Origin of the sequence: Streptomyces sp. NPDC127100, from assembly GCF_042724095.1 — a bacterium.
Lineage (GTDB): Bacteria > Actinomycetota > Actinomycetes > Streptomycetales > Streptomycetaceae > Streptomyces.
Genome location: NZ_JBHXFL010000011.1, coordinates 62,596 through 79,195 on the forward strand (window position 1 = coordinate 62,596; position 16,600 = coordinate 79,195).

The 16,600-nt window shown below is 71.5% G+C and carries 15 protein-coding genes; 4 read left to right on the top strand and 11 right to left on the bottom strand.

What is annotated here, in order from left to right; all coding sequences use genetic code 11:
• Positions 1-7: 7 nt before the first annotated feature.
• From ACFWJB_RS13835 to ACFWJB_RS13870, 8 genes are all read right to left on the bottom strand, one after another.
• A complete protein-coding gene (locus ACFWJB_RS13835; RefSeq protein WP_386922305.1) occupies positions 8-1,633 on the bottom strand; it encodes a pyridoxal phosphate-dependent aminotransferase in 1,626 nt (541 codons plus the stop codon).
• 151 nt (positions 1,634-1,784) lie between these two features.
• The gene (locus ACFWJB_RS13840; protein WP_385466613.1) at positions 1,785-2,933 is read right to left on the bottom strand and encodes an aldose epimerase family protein; all 1,149 of its coding nucleotides are present in this window, start codon (positions 2,931-2,933) and stop codon (positions 1,785-1,787) included.
• A 65-nt stretch (positions 2,934-2,998) separates the two neighbouring features.
• Positions 2,999-4,243, bottom strand: coding sequence for a multiple monosaccharide ABC transporter permease (gene mmsB, locus ACFWJB_RS13845; protein WP_385466616.1), 1,245 nt, complete (start codon positions 4,241-4,243; stop codon positions 2,999-3,001).
• Positions 4,240-5,790, bottom strand: coding sequence for a multiple monosaccharide ABC transporter ATP-binding protein (mmsA, locus tag ACFWJB_RS13850; protein ID WP_385466619.1), 1,551 nt, complete (start codon positions 5,788-5,790; stop codon positions 4,240-4,242). The genes mmsB and mmsA overlap by 4 nt, the downstream gene beginning before the upstream one ends.
• Positions 5,791-5,822: 32 nt before the next feature.
• Positions 5,823-6,932, bottom strand: coding sequence for a multiple monosaccharide ABC transporter substrate-binding protein (gene chvE, locus ACFWJB_RS13855; RefSeq protein ID WP_385466623.1), 1,110 nt, complete (start codon positions 6,930-6,932; stop codon positions 5,823-5,825).
• A gap of 140 nt (positions 6,933-7,072) precedes the next feature.
• Positions 7,073-8,044: a hypothetical protein gene (locus tag ACFWJB_RS13860; protein WP_386922308.1), complete on the bottom strand. Its 972-nt coding sequence runs from the start codon at positions 8,042-8,044 to the stop codon at positions 7,073-7,075.
• A gap of 147 nt (positions 8,045-8,191) precedes the next feature.
• Positions 8,192-9,196: a zinc-binding dehydrogenase gene (locus tag ACFWJB_RS13865; RefSeq protein WP_386922310.1), complete on the bottom strand. Its 1,005-nt coding sequence runs from the start codon at positions 9,194-9,196 to the stop codon at positions 8,192-8,194.
• A complete protein-coding gene (locus ACFWJB_RS13870; RefSeq protein WP_385466629.1) occupies positions 9,193-10,359 on the bottom strand; it encodes a mandelate racemase/muconate lactonizing enzyme family protein in 1,167 nt (388 codons plus the stop codon). The genes ACFWJB_RS13865 and ACFWJB_RS13870 overlap by 4 nt, the downstream gene beginning before the upstream one ends.
• Positions 10,360-10,574: 215 nt before the next feature.
• Between ACFWJB_RS13870 and ACFWJB_RS13875 the strand changes: the two genes are divergently transcribed.
• A complete protein-coding gene (locus tag ACFWJB_RS13875; RefSeq protein WP_386922312.1) occupies positions 10,575-11,342 on the top strand; it encodes a hypothetical protein in 768 nt (255 codons plus the stop codon).
• A gap of 35 nt (positions 11,343-11,377) precedes the next feature.
• Here ACFWJB_RS13875 and ACFWJB_RS13880 read toward each other — a convergent pair whose 3' ends face one another.
• Complete coding sequence (locus ACFWJB_RS13880) at positions 11,378-11,818, bottom strand: MarR family winged helix-turn-helix transcriptional regulator (protein ID WP_385466635.1); 441 nt, start codon at positions 11,816-11,818, stop codon at positions 11,378-11,380.
• Positions 11,819-11,919: 101 nt separating this feature from the next.
• Here ACFWJB_RS13880 and ACFWJB_RS13885 point away from each other — a divergent pair, with 101 nt between their 5' ends.
• The 3 genes from ACFWJB_RS13885 (at position 11,920) to ACFWJB_RS13895 (ending at position 14,393) form a co-directional block, all read left to right on the top strand.
• Positions 11,920-12,942, top strand: coding sequence for an NADP-dependent oxidoreductase (locus ACFWJB_RS13885; RefSeq protein WP_385466638.1), 1,023 nt, complete (start codon positions 11,920-11,922; stop codon positions 12,940-12,942).
• 107 nt (positions 12,943-13,049) lie between these two features.
• A complete protein-coding gene (locus tag ACFWJB_RS13890; RefSeq protein WP_385466640.1) occupies positions 13,050-13,469 on the top strand; it encodes an organic hydroperoxide resistance protein in 420 nt (139 codons plus the stop codon).
• 78 nt (positions 13,470-13,547) lie between these two features.
• Complete coding sequence (locus ACFWJB_RS13895; RefSeq protein ID WP_385466644.1) at positions 13,548-14,393, top strand: EI24 domain-containing protein; 846 nt, start codon at positions 13,548-13,550, stop codon at positions 14,391-14,393.
• 200 nt (positions 14,394-14,593) lie between these two features.
• Here ACFWJB_RS13895 and ACFWJB_RS13900 read toward each other — a convergent pair whose 3' ends face one another.
• Both ACFWJB_RS13900 and ACFWJB_RS13905 read right to left on the bottom strand, forming a co-directional pair.
• Positions 14,594-15,568, bottom strand: a complete 975-nt coding sequence (locus tag ACFWJB_RS13900; RefSeq protein ID WP_386922315.1) for an aldose epimerase family protein — start codon at positions 15,566-15,568, stop codon at positions 14,594-14,596.
• Positions 15,569-15,624: 56 nt separating this feature from the next.
• The gene (locus ACFWJB_RS13905) at positions 15,625-16,539 is read right to left on the bottom strand and encodes an SGNH/GDSL hydrolase family protein (RefSeq protein WP_386922317.1); all 915 of its coding nucleotides are present in this window, start codon (positions 16,537-16,539) and stop codon (positions 15,625-15,627) included.
• Between the last annotated feature and the right edge of the window lie 61 nt (positions 16,540-16,600).

The following is a 16,600-nucleotide window of genomic DNA, read 5'->3' on the forward strand; positions in this document are numbered from 1 at the left end:
GCCGGGGTCAGCCCGTGCGGCCCATGCCCGCCGCGTCCGGCCAGGCCCGCGGACCCGGGCGGCCCGCCGCCGGGACCGGGTCCAGGCCGTTGGTGCCCCGGACCTGGGCGGCCGTGAGACCACCGCGGGCCGGGACACCGGGCGGGGTGGGGCCGGTGGGCGCCGGATACGCGGCGGCGGCCGGAGCCGGGGCGGGCACGGGCTGGGGGACCGGTGCCGGGTGGGGGACCGGCACCGGCTGCGGATACGGCGGCGCCGGCTGGGGGGACGGCGCGGGGAACGGCACCGGTCGCGGTTGCGCCGGCAGCTCCGCCGGCACCGGCATCGGGCCGGGCACCGCCGCCGCGGGGGCGACGGGCACCGCGGCGGGGAGCGGCATGCCGGTGCCGGTGGCCGGAGCGGCGAGCTGCCGCAGGCCGGCCCCGTTGGTCTCGCTCATGAGGCGGTCCACCGCCGCCGTGCCCGAGCTGTAGCCGGTCCCGGTGGCGGGCCCGGGCACGGCGGCTCCCCTCCCGGTCCCGTAGAGCACCTGTTCCAGGCCGGACACCAGGCGGCGCACGTCCGCCTGGGGGCGCACCACGAGACGCAGGAAGCGGCTGGAGGACCCGATCTTGTTGCCGCACTCGCGGACCAGCACCCGGTGCTCGGTGAGCATGCGGTCCCGGACGACGGTGCCCTCGGCGCCCACCGGGAGCCGGACGAAGAGGAAGTTGCCCTGGGAGGGGTACACGGTCAGACCGGGCAGCGCCGAGAGCTGCGCGGCCATCTCCAGCCGGTCCCGGCGGACCTGGAGCAGGCTCTGCGCGTACTCGGGGCCGTGGTCGCGCAGCATGAACACCACGTGCTCCGCGAAGGAGTTGAGGTTCCACTTGGGGAGCATGGCGCGCACCCGCCCGGCGAGCGCGGGGTTGGCGACCAGGTAGCCGAAGCGGATGCCGTGCAGCCCGAAGTTCTTGCCGAGGCTGCGCAGGACGACGACGTTGGGCCGCAGCATCGCCTCCTGGACCACGCTGGGTTCGGCCTCGGCGTCGGCGAACTCCAGGAAGGACTCGTCGACGACCACGAGGTCCCGGTCGGCCATCGCGTCCAGGAACTGCACGAGCGCCTGCTTGTGCAGATAGCCGCCGTCGGGGTTGTTGGGGTTGCAGACCACCACCGTGCGCGTCCCCCTGGCCCGGACGAACTCCGCGTACTGCGCGAGGTCGAGGGCGAAGCCGCCGGACTCCTGGAGCGGGAACATGTCGACCCGCTTGCCGGTCTCCATGGGCTGGTCGGTCCAGCGGCCGAAGGTGGGGACGGGGACGGCGAGGGAGTCGCGGACCAGCAGGTGGTCGATCCAGGTGATCAGCTCGGTGGAGCCGTTGCCCATCGCCACGCACTGCGGGGGCAGTCGCAGCAGTCCGCACAGCTCGGCGGTGATGGTGTCGGCGCCGCTCGGGTAGTACGTGATGATCTCGCGCAGCCGGCCGGCCATCTCGTCGAACATCGCCGGGGTGGGGAAGTACGGGTTGCAGGGGATGCAGAAGTCCACCGGCCCGGCGCCCGCCCCGTCGCCGCTCTCCCGCGTCAGCGCCGCCATGGACGGGCTGTGCGCCGCGGTGCTGCGGAACAACGAGGTGACGCTGCCGGACAAGGGGGACCTCCGTCGGTGGACGGCCCGCGCGGGGGAACGCGGGCCGCCCTCACATACGGAGGCGGACGGGACGCCGTTCAACTCGTGTGAAGAAAGTGTGTCTCTCCCACGGCGTCACGGCGTCACGGCTTCGCCCCCACGGCGTCGCGGCTCACGCGCCGAACGAGTGCACCGTCGTCGTCCGGTACGTCTGCCCCGGCCGCAGCACGGTCGACGGGAACGACGGCTGGTTCGGCGAGTCCGGGAAGTGCTGCGTCTCCAGGCACAGCGCGTCGCCCTGCCGGTAGACGGAGCCGCCGGTGCCGGTCAGCGTGCCGTCGAGGAAGTTGCCGGAGTAGAACTGGAGCCCCGGCTGGTCGGTGGCGATGCGCAGGGTGCGGCCGGAGGAGGCGTCGCGCAGGGTGACGACGTGCTCGGGCCGGTCGGTGATGCCCTTGTCCAGCACCCAGTTGTGGTCGAATCCTTTGGCGGTGACGAGCTGCGGGTGGCCGTCCCGGATGTCCCGGCCGATCGGCTTGGCGCGGCGGAAGTCGAACGGGGTGCCCGCGACCTTCGCCAGCTCGCCGGTGGGGATCAGCCCGGCGTCGGTCGGCGTGAACCGGGAGGCGGCGATCGACAGTTCGTGGTCCTCGATCGTGCCGCTGCCCTCGCCGGCCAGGTTCCAGTAGACGTGGCTGGTGAGGTTGACGACGGTGGCCTTGTCGGTGGTGGCCTCGTAGTCGATGCGCCACTCGCCGCGCCGGGTGAGCGTGTACGTCACCTCGGCCCTGAGCGTGCCCGGGTAGCCCATCTCGCCGTCGACGCTGGTGTAGTGCAGGACCAGGCCCACGTCGGAGCCCCGGGTGAACGGCTCGACGTCCCACACCCGGTAGTCGAAGCCCAGGGCGCCGCCGTGCAGGGAGTTCTCGCCGTCGTTGACGGAGAGCTGGTACTGCTTGCCGTCCAGGGTGAAGCGGCCCTTGGCGATGCGGTTGCCGTACCGCCCGATCAGGGCGCCGAAGTGCGGGCTGCGGGCCACGTAGTCGTCGAGGTTGTCGAAGCCCAGCGAGACGTTCTCGTAGCGCCCCCGGCGGTCGGGGATCTCCAGGGACTGCACGACGCCGCCGTACGACAGGACCTTCATCCGCGTGCCGCCGTTCTCCAGCGACCAGCGGTACACCTTCGTGCCGTCGGCGAGCCTGCCGAAGAGTTCCTTCACCGGCTTCCTGCCTCCCGTGGCGTGCGCCGTGCCGCCGAGGGCGGTCGCGGTGATGCCGGCGGCCGCGGCGGATGCCATGACCGTGCGTCTGCTCAGTTCCATTGCGGCTCCTCGTACTTCCGTGGAAGAAGCGGGCCCCGCCCGGAGGGGGCGGGGCCCGAAGTGACCTACGAACCGACCTTGCGCTTGTTCCACACGTCGAACCCGACCGCCGCCAGCAGCACCAGGCCCTTGATGACCTGCTGCCAGTCGGTGCCGATGCCGACGAGGTTCATGCCGTTGTTCAGCACGCCCAGGACCAGACCGCCGATGATCGCGCCGAGGACCGTGCCGACGCCGCCGCTCATCGACGCGCCGCCGATGAACGAGGCCGCGATGGCCTCCAGCTCGAAGTTGAGGCCGGCCTTGGGCGAGGCCGCGTTGAAGCGGGAGGCGAAGACGAGACCCGCCAGGGCCGCGAGCATGCCCATGTTCAGGAAGACCAGGAAGGTGACCTTCTTGTCCTTCACGCCCGACAGCTTGGCCGCGGGCAGGTTGCCGCCGATGGCGTAGACGTGGCGGCCGACGATCGCGTTGCGCATCACGTAGCCGAAACCGATCAGGAGCGCGGCCAGGATGAGCAGCACCACCGGAGCACCCTTGTAGCTGGCGAGCAGCAGGGTGAAGATCACCACGACGGCGGTCAGCGCGGCCAACTTGACCGCGAACAGCGAGCCCGGCAGGACGTCGAGCGAGTACTCCTGCTGGCGCCTGCGGTCCCGGACCTCCTGCCAGATCACGAAGCCGATCAGCACGAGACCGAGCAGCAGCGTGAGGTTGTGGTAGTTGGTGTTGGGGCCGACCTCGGGCAGGAACCCGTTGGCGATCTTCTGCAGGCTCTCCGGGAACGGGCCGAGCGTCTGGCCCTTGAGGAAGACCTCGGTCAGACCGCGGAAGATCAGCATGCCGGCGAGGGTGACGATGAACGACGGCATGCCGGCGTAGGCGATCAGGAATCCCTGCGCCGCGCCCGCGGCCGCGCCGATGGCCAGGCAGAGCACCACCGCGAGCGGCCACGGTATGTCGTGCTGGACCATCAGTACGGCCGCCACACCGCCGGTGAAGGCGGTGACCGAGCCGACGGACAGGTCGATGTGCCCGGCGATGATGACGATCATCATGCCGATCGCCAGGATCAGGATGTAGCTGTTCTGCAGGACCAGGTTGGAGACGTTGCGCGGCAGCAGCAGGTCGCCACCGGACCACACGGCGAACAGCGCCACGATGGCGCCGAGCGCGATCAGCATGCCGTACTGCCGCATGTTCTGGCGCATGCCGTCCAGCAGCAGCTTCAGCAGGCCGTCGGCCTGGCCCGTGCCGTCGCCGCCCGGTGGCGCCGGCGTCGGGCTCTTGGCGGTCACGTCGGTGCTCATCGCGTTACCTCTTTGTCCTTCGTCATCTGGCGCATCAGCACGTCCTGAGTGGCCTCGGCCCGGGAGAACTCGCCCGTCAGCCGCCCCGCGGCCATGGTGTAGATGCGGTCGCACATACCGAGCAGTTCGGGGAGCTCGGAGGAGATGAAGAGCACCGCTTTGCCCTCGGCGGCCAGCTTGTCGATGACCGTGTAGATCTCGAACTTGGCGCCCACATCGATCCCGCGGGTCGGCTCGTCCAGGAACAGCACGTCCGGGCCCACGAAGATCCACTTGCTGAGGACGACCTTCTGCTGGTTGCCGCCCGACAGCCTGCCCACCCGTTCCGCCACGTTGGGTGCCTTGATGTTCATCGTCCTGCGGAACCGCTCGGCGACCTTGCGCTCCTCGTGCTCGTCGACGATCCCGCGCCGGGCCACCTTGCCCAGACCGCTGAGCGAGATGTTGCGGCCGATGGTGTCGTCCAGGTTGAGCCCGTAGTGCTTGCGGTCCTCGGTGACGTACGCGATGCCGTGCGCGACCGCCTCGGGCACCGTCCTGGTCCGTATCTCACGGCCGTCCTTGAGGACCGTGCCCTCGGCGTGCCGGCCGTAGGTGCGGCCGAAGACACTCATCGCGAGTTCGGTGCGGCCGGCCCCCATCAGCCCGGCGATGCCGACGATCTCGCCGCGCCGTACGTTGATCGACACCCCGTCGACGATCTTGCGCTGCTGGTCGATCGGGTGGTGGACCGTCCAGTCGCGGATCTCCAGGGCCGGTGCCGCGCCGGTCTCCGCCCGGTGCGGGGTGCGCTGCGGGAACCGGTTGTCGAGATCGCGGCCGATCATGCCGCTGATGATCCGGTCCTCGGTGGTCCCCGCGTCCTTCACGTCGAGGGTCTCGATGGTGCGGCCGTCGCGGAGGATGGTCACCGAGTCGGCGACCCGGCGGATCTCGTTGAGCTTGTGGGAGATGATGATCGAGGTCATCCCCTGGGACTTCAGCTCCAGCAGCAGCTCCAGGAGCTTGCCGCTGTCCTCGTCGTTGAGCGCGGCCGTCGGCTCGTCGAGGACGAGGAGCTTCACCTCCTTCGACAGTGCCTTCGCGATCTCCACGAGCTGCTGCTTGCCGACGCCGATGTCCGCGACGCGGGTCTGCGGGTGCTCGTCGAGCCCGACCCGGCGCATCAGCTCGGTGGCCCTGCGCAGGGTCTCGTTCCAGCTGATGACGCCGCGCGTCGCCTGCTCGTTGCCGAGGAAGATGTTCTCCGCGATGGAGAGGTACGGCACCAGCGCCAGCTCCTGGTGGATGATCACGATGCCGTGCTGCTCGCTCGCCCGGATGTCCTTGAACCGGCAGGTCTCCCCTTCGAAGAGGATGTCCCCCTCGTAACTGCCGTGCGGATGGACGCCGGAGAGCACCTTCATCAAGGTCGACTTCCCGGCGCCGTTCTCGCCGCAGATGGCGTGGACCTCGCCCTGGTGAACGGTCAGCGTGACGTCCGACAGCGCTTTGACACCGGGGAAGGTCTTGACGATCGAGCGCATTTCCAGGACGGGTCCCGCCATGGTCGTGCCTTCCAATCCTTGGGTGGGCCCGGTTACTTGAGGTCGTTCTCGCTGTAGTAGCCGCCGTCGACGAGGACCTGCTTGTAGTTGGCCTTGTCGACGCTGACCGGCTGGAGCAGGTAGGCGGGGACGACCTTGGCACCGTTGTCGTACGACTTGGTGTCGTTGACCTCGGGCTTCTTGTCGTGCAGCACCGCGTCGACCATGTTCGAGGCGACCTTGGCGAGCTGGCGCAGGTCCTTGTAGACGGTCTGCGTCTGGTCGCCCGCGACGATCGACTTCACCGAGGCGACCTCGGCGTCCTGGCCCGTGACGACCGGCATGGCCTTGCCGGAGGAGCCGTAGCCGTCCGACTTCAGGGCGGACAGGATGCCGATGGAGATGCCGTCGTACGGCGAGAGCACCGCGTCCACGCGGGCGCTGCGGTAGCTGGAGGTCAGCAGGTCGTCCATGCGCTTCTGCGCGGTGCCGCCGTCCCAGCGCAGCGTGGTGACCTGGTTGAGGGCCGTCTGCTTGGACCGGACGACGAGCTCGCCCTTGTCCATGTACGGCTTCAGGACGTTCATCGCGCCCTGGAAGAAGTACTTGGTGTTGTTGTCGTCGTTGGAGCCGGCGAACAGCTCGATGTTGAAGGGGCCCTTCTTGCCCGCCTTCAGACCGAGCTTGTCGACGATGTAGCCGCCCTGGAGCTCGCCGACCTTCTCGTTGTCGAACGAGGCGTAGTAGTCGACGTTCTCGGTGCCGAGGATCAGCCGGTCGTAGGAGATCACCGGGATGTCGGCGTCCTTGGCCTGCTGGAGCACGTTGTTGAGCGACTTGTTGTCGATCGCGGCGACGATCAGCGCGTCCACGCCCTGCGTGATCATGTTCTCGATCTGGGAGACCTGCTGGTCGGGGTCGTCCTCGCCGTAGACGAGCTTGGTCTTGTACCCCTTGGCCTTCAGTTCCTTCTCGACGTTGGCGCCGTCGGCGATCCAGCGCTCGGAGGACTTGGTCGGCATCGCGATGCCGATGGTGGCGCCTTCGGCGCCGCCCTTGTCGTCCTCGCCGCCGCCCTCGCTGTTCTGGCCGCAGGCGGTCAGGGTGAGGGCGAGGGTGGCGGCCGAGGCGATGGCTGCGAGTGCGGCTCTGCGGTTGCGCATGGTCATCATCCTTGATGTGGGTGCAGGGCTCGGTCTGGTGGTGCCGGCACGCTGGAAGCGCTGAGGGTGGAACGACCGAGAGCAGGTGTGTGGGATTGTGCGCGGTCGTGTCGTCTTTTGTGAAGGGGGTTTCCGGAACGTTATGACGAGATCTCGAACCGGTTGAGCGGACCCGGAAGCCGCGAGCCGAGCGGGGCCATGTCCCCCGCGGCGCCGTGCCGTTCGAGGAGATCCAGGGCCAGCCGGCCGCGCCGCACCCGCTCCTTGGCGGTCGCCAGCGTCAGTTCCCGCAGGTGGTGTCCGTAGGGGTAGATCCCCGGCGCCTTCGACAGGCCGAACTTCAGGTACAGCGGGGCGCCGCGCCGGACCAGCTCGGCGACCTCGTACATGCGCACATAGCCCCCGAGGTCGTCCGGGGCCTCGATGTACATGTCCATCGGCGCGGCCGAAACCCGACGGATTTCGGTCAGGTGGTCCAGCGTCAGATCGCTGGGCACGTTGACCGAGTCGGCGCCCAGCCGCTCGTACACCTCGTACGAGGCCGGGTTCACGGGACCCACCAGCGCGGACAGCTTCAGCGTGGTGTCGGCCGGCAGGACGCCGGCCGACCGCGCCCGGTGCAGCGTCCACAGCACGCCCTCGTCGGCGACGAGCAGGCACCTGACGCCCAGCTCGGTCGCCCGGACGGCGTCCTCGACGCATCCGGCGACCGCGTCGTGGCCGCGGGCCCGGAGCCCCGCGCCACCGGAGTCGGTCCGGGTGGATCCGCCGATGTCCCAGGTGCCGCGCGGCCCGGTGAACAGGCAGAGCTCGATGTCGCGTTCGGCGGTGGACTCGACCATCTCGGTGATCTCGGCGTCGGTCAGCATCCAGACGCCGCTGCCCTGGCTGATCCGGTGGATCGGCACGTCCAGCCGCGAGGACTCCTTCAGGATCACCGCCAGCGCCTCCGGCCCCTCGCAGGAGGGGACCTCGGTGCGCCAGCGGCCGCCGCCCGGGAAGGAGTGCGGCGAGGCGTCGGCGGGGTCCAGGGCGGGCGCGGCCAGGCCGAGCGCGGTGAGCGCCTGCTCGCCGGGCCGGCGGGCGGCTGCCTGGGCGGAAGAGTCGGTCACGGGCTGTCCTTCGTGTTCGATGTGCCGCCCCGAGATGCCGGTTCGAAATACCGGACATGGTTCGCGGCGAAGGGTACGGAAAGCTCGGTTCGGGTGGTGTACGCCGGTACGGGGGCCGTCAGGTCGCCCCCGTACCGGCGTACGGCCTCAGGGACGCAGCAGCACCTTGCCGACCTTCGGGTCACCGGCGCCGACCAGCTCGATGGCCCGCGCGAACTCGGCGAGCGGCAGCTCGTGCGTCACCAGCGGCAGCGGGTCGAGCAGGCCGGCGCCGAAGACCCGCACGGTGTGCGCCCAGGCGTCCGGCGGCGCCCCGAAGACGGTGTGCACCTCCAGCTGACGCACCACCAGATCGGCCGGGTCCAGACCGCCGGCGCCCGGCGCCGGGATGCCGGTCAGGACCAGGCGCCCGCCCCTGCGCAGCAGCGCGGCGGAGGTGCGGGCGGCGTCCGCGGACCCGGCGGTCTCGATCACGACGTCGAAGTCGTCCGGCAGGGGCTGGTCCCTGGTGCGGAAGTCGGTCGCCCCGTACTGCCGGGACAGCGCCTCCCGGTCCCCGCGCGTGCCGACGACCAGCAGTTCGGCCGGGGAGGCGGCGCGCAGGAACTGCACGGCGAACATGCCGAGCGTGCCGGTGCCGACGACGGCGACCCGCTCGCCGGGGCGGGCGTTCGCCTTGAGCGCGGCGGCGGCGACGCAGGCGGCCGGCTCCAGCAGGGCGGCGGCCGTGAGGTCGGCGTCGTCGGGCAGGACGTGCAGCAGGCGCGCGGGCAGGGTCAGCGTGGGTGCCATGGCGCCCGGCTGGGTGAAGCCGGTCTCCTCGTACCCGGCGCCGCACAGGGTGGTCTCGCCCGCGTGGCAGCGGTCGCACACCTGGCAGTTGCGGAAGCCCTCGCCGACGACCTTGCGTCCCACCAGGGACCCGGGCGCCCCGGCACCGACCGCCTCGACGGTCCCGGACCACTCGTGCCCGGGCGTGAGCGGGTACCGCACGTACCCCTCGGGCCGGTTGCCCTGGTAGACCTCGCGGTCGCTGCCGCAGATCCCGGCGGCGTGCACCCGCACCAACGCCTCGCCGGGACCGGGTTCGCGGGGCTCGTGCGCCACGAGCCGGTGCTCGCCCGGCGCCTCGACGACGACCGCGCGGCTCATGCCTGCGTCCCCTTGGGCTTGCGCTGCTCCCAGCCCTCGGCCCACAGGTCGAACCGCGCCTGCTGCTGCGGGAACTCGGCCGCCGCGTCGGTGTCCAGCTCCACGCCGAGGCCGGGGGCGTCGGACAGGTGGAAGCACCCGTCCTCCGGGTCCACCACCGGCGCTCCCTTGACCACCTTCTTGATCTCCGCGTCGGCGAAGTCGTTGAAGTGCTCCAGGATCTTGAAGTTCGGCGCGGTGAAGCCGACCTGGAGGCTGGCGGCGGTGAGCACGGGGCCGCCGACGTTGTGCGGGGCGACGAGCGTGTAGTGGGTCTCGGCGGTGGCGGCGAGCTTGCGGGTCTCCCAGATGCCGCCGATGTGGCCGACGTCGGGCTGGATGATGTCGACGGACTGGTCCTCGAACAGCTCGCGGAACTCGATCCGGTCGTGGATGCGTTCACCGGTGGCGACCGGGATGTCCACCTTCTCGGCGACCTTCCTCAGCGCCCGGAGGTTCTCCGGCGGCACCGGCTCCTCCAGCCAGGCCGGCTTGAAGGGCGCCATCTCCCTGGCCAGTCGCACCGCGGTGGCGGGGGAGAAGCGGCCGTGCATCTCCAGCATCAGCTCGGCGTCGGGGCCGATGGCGTCGCGCACGGCCTCGATCAGCGACACGGCGTACAGGGTCTGCTCGTGGTCGAGCTCGAAGTGCCCGGTGCCGAACGGATCGATCTTCAGCGCCCGGTACCCGCGCTCCATCACGCCCTGCGCGGCCTTGTGGTAGGCCTCCGGCGTCCGCTCGGTGGTGTACCAGCCGTTGGCGTACGCCTTGACCTTGTCGGTGACCCGGCCGCCCAGGAGCTGCCAGACGGGGACGCCGAGGGCCTTGCCCTTGATGTCCCAGCACGCCATCTCGACGACCGCGATGCCGGACATCACGATCTCGCCGGCGCGGCCGTAGTCGCCGTACTTCATGCGGCGGACCAGATCCTCGACAGCGAACGGGTCGGAACCGAGAATGTGGTTGGCCTCGGCCTCCTTCAGATAGCCGAGGAGGGCGTCGGTGTGGCCGAGCATCCGGGTCTCACCGACTCCGGTGAGGCCCTCGTCGGTGTGCACCTGGACGTACGTCAGGTTGCGCCACGGCGTCCCGACCACGTGTGTGCTGATTCCGGTGATGCGCACGGCGGTTGCCCTTCGCTCTGTTCGATATTTCGTCACTCGTTCGAAATGCTGGCGTGACAGTAAGGAGGGGGTGGCGGGGGTGTCAATGGGTCGGACAGGTAACGGTTTCGGCAGTTTGGCGAGGGCGGGGCGCGACGGGCCCGGGCGCTTTCCCACACAACCTTCACAGCGGCCTCTGGAGACACGGCCGTCGCAGAACTTAACCTTCCCGCGTCATGGACTTCTGCCACCCGTGCCGACGGCACCTCAACGGCGCCCTCGCCTGTCCTGGGTGCGGCACTCCTGCCCCCGGACTCCCCGCGTCCGAGGCCCACTTGACGGCGGCCGGGGAGCGTCCGCCGGGGGCCACCGGCGCACCGGACACCGCCGGCACCCCCTACGCCGGCGAAGCCTCCGGCACCGCGGATGCCTCCGGCGCCTCGGGTGACGAGGGTCCGGCCGGCCGTGGCGGCAGGGCGAGCCGCCGGGACCGGAAGGCCGCCGCGCACCGCCGGCGCCGTCGCCGGACGCTGCTCGTCGCCGCGGGGTTCGTCCTGGCGGCCGGCGGTCTGAGCCTCGCCGAACTCGGCACGGACGCCGCGCACTCCCCGGCGCAGCCGGCGGCCGCCGGGGGCGAGACGGCGGACGGTGCCTCGGCGCGGGAGGTGGGGGAGGCCTCGGCCGAACCGGCCGCCGGGACCTCGATATCGACCTCGTCCTCGGAGGGCCCGTCCCCCGGTGCCTCCGCCTCGGCCTCCGCTTCCGCCTCCGCCTCGGCGTCCGCGTCGGCCTCGGCGTCGTCGTCCCCGGACGCGGGGGAGCCGGGAGCGGCGACCGGGAGCGGAAGCCCGTCGGAGCCCCCGGCGCCGGAGGCGACCCCAGGCCCGGACGGTCCGTCGACGCCCCCGGACGCCCCGCCCCCGGCCGAGACCCCCACCCCGACGCCCACGCCGGATCCGACCCCCACGGAGACGTGCGACCGCTTCCTGTGGTGGTGCACCTAGCCGGCGCGTGAGCCGCGGCCCCGCCCGGTCCGCGTTCAGGCCCCCAGCATCCGCCGCAAGGCGTCCCGCAGGGCGACCCGCTCCTCCTCCGCCAGCCCCGCCAGCGGCTCCCGGGCGAAGCGCAAGGTCTCCCGCAGGTCCCGGGCCACCCGCCGGCCCTCCTCCGTCGCCGCCGCCACCTTCACCCGCCGGTCGGCCGGGTCCGGGCGGCGCTCCACCAGCCCCCGCGCCTCCAGCCGGTCCACGATCCCCGTGACGTTCGACGGCTCGCACTTCAGCTTCTGCGCCAGCTTCCGCATTGGCAGCGGCTCCAGCGAGAGCAGGCTGAGCAGCTTGGCCTGCGCCCCGGTGAGGGCCCGCTCCGCCGCGGCCTCCTCGTAGTCCGCGTGGAAGCGGGCCACGACCTCGCCGATCAGTTCGACGACTTCGAGGGTGAGCGCGTCGGGTCGGCGGGGAGTGTCGCGTGGTGTGGCCATGGAATCCAGGGTACCCAGTTGTTTGACAACCTGAAATGTTCAGTCGCATGGTTGTTTCAGGCACTGAAACATTCTCCCCGCACCCCAGGAAGGCGTCCCCCATGGCCGACTCCCCCGCTCTCCCCACCGTCAACCGCGAATGGCACCTGCTCAGCCGCCCGGTCGGCTGGCCCAAGCCGGAGGACTTCTCCCTCGTCGAGGCGGAGGTCCCCACCCCGGGTGAGGGCCAGGTGCTCGTGCGCAACCTGTTCCTCTCCGTCGACCCGTACATGCGCGGCCGCATGAGCGCCGCCAAGTCCTACGTCGCGCCCTTCGAGCTCGGCAAGGTCATGCAGGGCGGGGCCGTCGGCGAGGTCGTCGCCTCCAACGCCGAGGGCATCGCCGTCGGCGACCACGTCCTGCACTTCTTCGGCTGGCGCGAGTACGCCGCCGTGGACGCCGCGAACGCCGTCAAGGTGGACCCGGAGGCCGCGCCCCTGTCGACGTACCTGGGCGTGCTCGGCATGACCGGCCTGACCGCCTACGCCGGCCTGCTGCGTACCGCCGCCTTCAAGGAGGGCGACGCGGTGTTCGTCTCCGGCGCCGCCGGTGCCGTCGGCAGCCAGGTCGGCCAGATCGCGAAGCTCAAGGGCGCCTCGCGGGTCATCGGCTCGGCCGGTTCCGACGAGAAGGTCAAGCTGCTCGTCGACGAGTACGGCTTCGACGCCGCCTTCAACTACAAGGAGGGACCGGTGGCCGAGCAGCTGCGCGCCGCCGCCCCGGACGGCATCGACGTCTACTTCGACAACGTGGGCGGCGACCACCTGGAGGCCGCCATCGGCTCCCTCAACCGGGACGGCCGCATCGCCGTCTGCGGCATGATCTCGGTCTACAACAACACCGAGCCGGCCCCGGGCCCGAAGAACCTCGCCCGCCTCATCCAGACCCGCGGCCGTATCGAGGGCTTCCTGGTCGGCGACCACTACGACCTCCAGCCGCAGTTCGTCCAGGAGGTCGGCCCCTGGGTCCGCTCCGGCGAGCTGAAGTACCGCGAGACGGTGGTCGAGGGCATCGAGAACAACCTCGAGGCCTTCCTCGGCGTCCTGCGCGGCGACAACACCGGCAAGATGATCGTCAAGCTCTGAGCCGGAGGGCGGACCTTCCCGGGATTTCCGCCATGCGGTAGCGTCATTCCGAAATCCGTCGTGATCGTGGGCGCGAGTCACGGCGGACCGAGGAGGAAGACACCCGCATGCCGATCCAGCAGTCCGAGGTCCTGTACACCGCCGTCGCCACCGCCGAGAACGGCCGCGACGGACGCGTCGCCACCGATGACGGCAAGCTCGACGTGGTCGTGAACCCGCCCAAGGAGATGGGCGGCAGCGGCGCCGGCACCAACCCCGAGCAGCTCTTCGCCGCCGGCTACAGCGCCTGCTTCCAGGGCGCGCTCGCCGTCGTCGCCCGCCAGGAGGGTGCCGACGTCTCGGGTTCGACCGTCACCGCCAAGGTCGGCATCGGCAAGAACGACGACGGCTTCGGCATCATCGTCGAGATCTCCGCCGAGATCCCGTCCGTGGACGCCGCCACCGCGCGGGCCCTGGTGGAGAAGGCCCACCAGGTCTGCCCGTACTCCAAGGCGACCCGGGGGAACATCACCGTGACGCTCGCCTGACCGGGCCCCTCACGCACACCGGAGGCCGCGTCCCCGAGCCCGGGGGTGCGGCCTCCGGCGCCCGGTAGAGTTCCGCCCATGCGTGATCTTGGGGCGGGATTCGGCCATCTCCTGAAGGGCCAGCGCTGGGTGGCCCGGCACGGCAAGAGCTACGGTTTCGGGCTCCTCCCGGGCCTGATCACCCTCGTGCTGTACGCGGCCGTGCTGGTCGCGCTGGCGCTGTGGGGCGAGGACGTCGTCGGCTGGGCGACCCCCTTCGCCGACGACTGGCCGAGCCCCTGGCTCGGCCTCTTCCGCGGCCTGCTCACCGCCGTCCTGTTCGCCCTCGCCCTGCTCATGGCGGTCCTGACCTTCACCGCGGTCACGCTGCTGGTCGGGCAGCCCTTCTACGAGAGCCTCTCCGAGCGGGTCGACCGGGACGTCTCCCCGGACGGCACCGCACCCGTGTCGAACCTGCCGCTCTGGCGCGAGCTGTGGATCTCCGCCCGCGACAGCCTGCGCATCCTGCTGCGCGCCGCCGTCTGGGGCGTGCTGCTCTTCGCCGCCGGCTTCGTGCCGGTCGTCGGCCAGACGATCGTGCCGGTGATCGGCTTCTTCGTCACCGGCTTCTTCCTCACCGAGGAACTGGCCGCCGTCGCCCTCCAGCGCCGCGGGGTCGAGCTGCGCGAGCGCCTCGCCCTGCTCCGCTCCCGCAAGACGCTGGTCTGGGGCTTCGGCACACCCCTGGGCGTGGCGTTCCTGGTGCCGTTCGTCGCCGTGTTCCTGATGCCGGGCGCGGTCGCCGGCGCCACGCTCCTCGCCCGGGAGCTGCTGGGCGAGGAGACCCGCGAGGGCGGCACCGAGCCCTCCGAAGACGGCTCCGGCGACGGCACGGCGGCCGGCGGCACGTTCACGGACCCCGCCGGACGCGGCGGCCGTTTGTGAAGGATTCGTACGAACCGCGCACCGGGCGCCGCTTGACGGACCGGTGGGCCACCGCGGCGATTACGGTCGGACCGGGGCGCCGCACGGCGACCCCCGCGGGACAGCCCCGGTCCGGGACCTGACGGCCGGGCCGGGGCTCACGCGGCCCGCCGCCCCGACCGCCGGCCGCCGTCCGGCCCGTCCACGGCCACCGCCCAGGGCTAGCGCGCCGAGAAGCCGTACACCGTCTCCGAGCGGAACACCTCGCCCGGCCGCAGCACCGTGCTCGGGAAGTCCGGCCGGTTCGGGGAGTCCGGGAAGTGCTGCGTCTCCAGCGCGATGCCGTCGCCGGGCGCGAACGGCTCGCCCAGGTGGTCCGCGGTGTAGAGCTGGAGGCCGGGCTCGGTGGTCGCCACCGTCAGCGCCCGCCCGGACGCCGGGTCGTACAGCTCGGCGACCGGCACCGCGGTGTCCGTCACGCCCTTGTCGAGGACGAAGTTGTGGTCGTAGCCCGCACCGACCTTGCGGGCCCGGCGGAAGTCGAAGCGCGTGCCCGCCACCTCGGCGGGCGCACCCGCCGGGATCAGGTCCGCGTCGACCGGCGTGATCCGGGACGCGTCGATCCGCAGCTCGTGTCCGCCCGTGTGACCGGAGCCGCCCAGGTTGAAGTAGCTGTGGTTGGTCGGGTTCACCACGGTCGGCGCGTCGGTCACCGCCTCGTACGCGATCCGCAGCGCGCCCGGCTCCTCCAGCGTGTACGTCGCCGAGATCTCCAGGCGGCCCGGGAAGCCCTCCTCGCCGTGCGGGCTGATCCTGCGCAGGCGGACGCCGTGCCGCCCGGCGGGCTCCGCGTCCCACACGCGCTTGTCGAAGCCGCGCTCGCCGCCGTGCAGCGAGTTGGGCCCGTTGTTGAGCGCCAGCGTGTACGTCCGCCCGTCCAGCGTGAAACGGCCGTCGGCGATCCGGTTGGCGTACCGGCCGACGAGCGCGCCGAAGTAGGGCTCCGGGTGCGCCAGATAGCCGTCCGGACCGGCGAACCCCAGCACCACGTCCGCGGTGCGCCCGTCCCGGTCCGGGACCTCGGCCGACTGCACGATCCCGCCGTACGTCAGGACCCGCACCCGCACGCCGGCCCGCTCCAGGGTCCAGCGGTGGACCGGCGTGCCGTCGGAAAGTGTGCCGAAGAGTTCGTTCATGTGCGGAACTCTAGGACACGCCGGGGACCCGCCCGGACCTGCGTCGGCGCGGTCCGTCAGGGGGTCTTCGCGGTGACGGCGCGATAGGCGATCTCCGCCAGCCGGGCCTGCCCGTCCACGCTCGGGTGGAACCAGTCCCACTGGCTCAACTGGTCGGTGCCGAACCGGAAGCCGTGCACCGCCCCGCCGTCGGTACGGCACTTGCGGTCCTTCGCGCAGACCTCCCGCAGGACCTCGTTGTAGTCGTCCACGCGGTCCCGCACCGTGTTGCGCCGCAGCGTCGCCGCCGCGTCCACGGCGTCCGCGTCGGCCAGCATCGACGGGCAGATGCCGAGCTGCCACACCTGCCTGCCCAGCGGGTTGGTGCGCCCCTCGGACCACAGCCGCTTCAGGTCCGGGATGCTGGCCACGTACACCTGCGTCCTGGGCAGCTCCCGGCGCAGCGTACGCATCGCGTCCTCGAACTGCGCCCGGAAGTCGGCCACCGGGGTCATCGCGTCGGTGGAGGTCCGGCAGGCGTCGTTCGCCCCGGCCATCACCGTCACCAGTTCCGGTCTCCGTGCCGCCGCCCGCGTCACCTGCCCGGTCAGATCCGCCATCCGGGCCCCGGTGACCGCGTAGTTCCAGCTCCGCCCGGCCGCCTTCGCCCCCAGCAGCCGCACGGCCAGGCTGTCGACCTCGGCACTGCTGCCGGTCGCCCACGACACCTCGGGGCAGTCCGACAGGATCGCGCAGGCGTCGAAGCCGCGCGTGATGGAGTCGCCCACCGCGGCGACCGACCTCGGGCTCGTGTCCCAGGCCGGCGTGGGACTCGGCGACGGCCGCCCGGAGCCGGTGCCGGACGCGCCGGGGGAGTCGCCGCCGGCGGCGTCGCAGCCGGCCACGCCGAGGACGGCGGCGGTCAGCACGGCGAGCAGGGCACGCGAACGGCGCAATCGGACCCGGGTTCCGTGATCCGTCCCCTGCCCCATGCCGGTACCGTCCCTCGCCTCGTGCCTCCAACGTCCTCAACCCATGACACGGCGCCAGGGT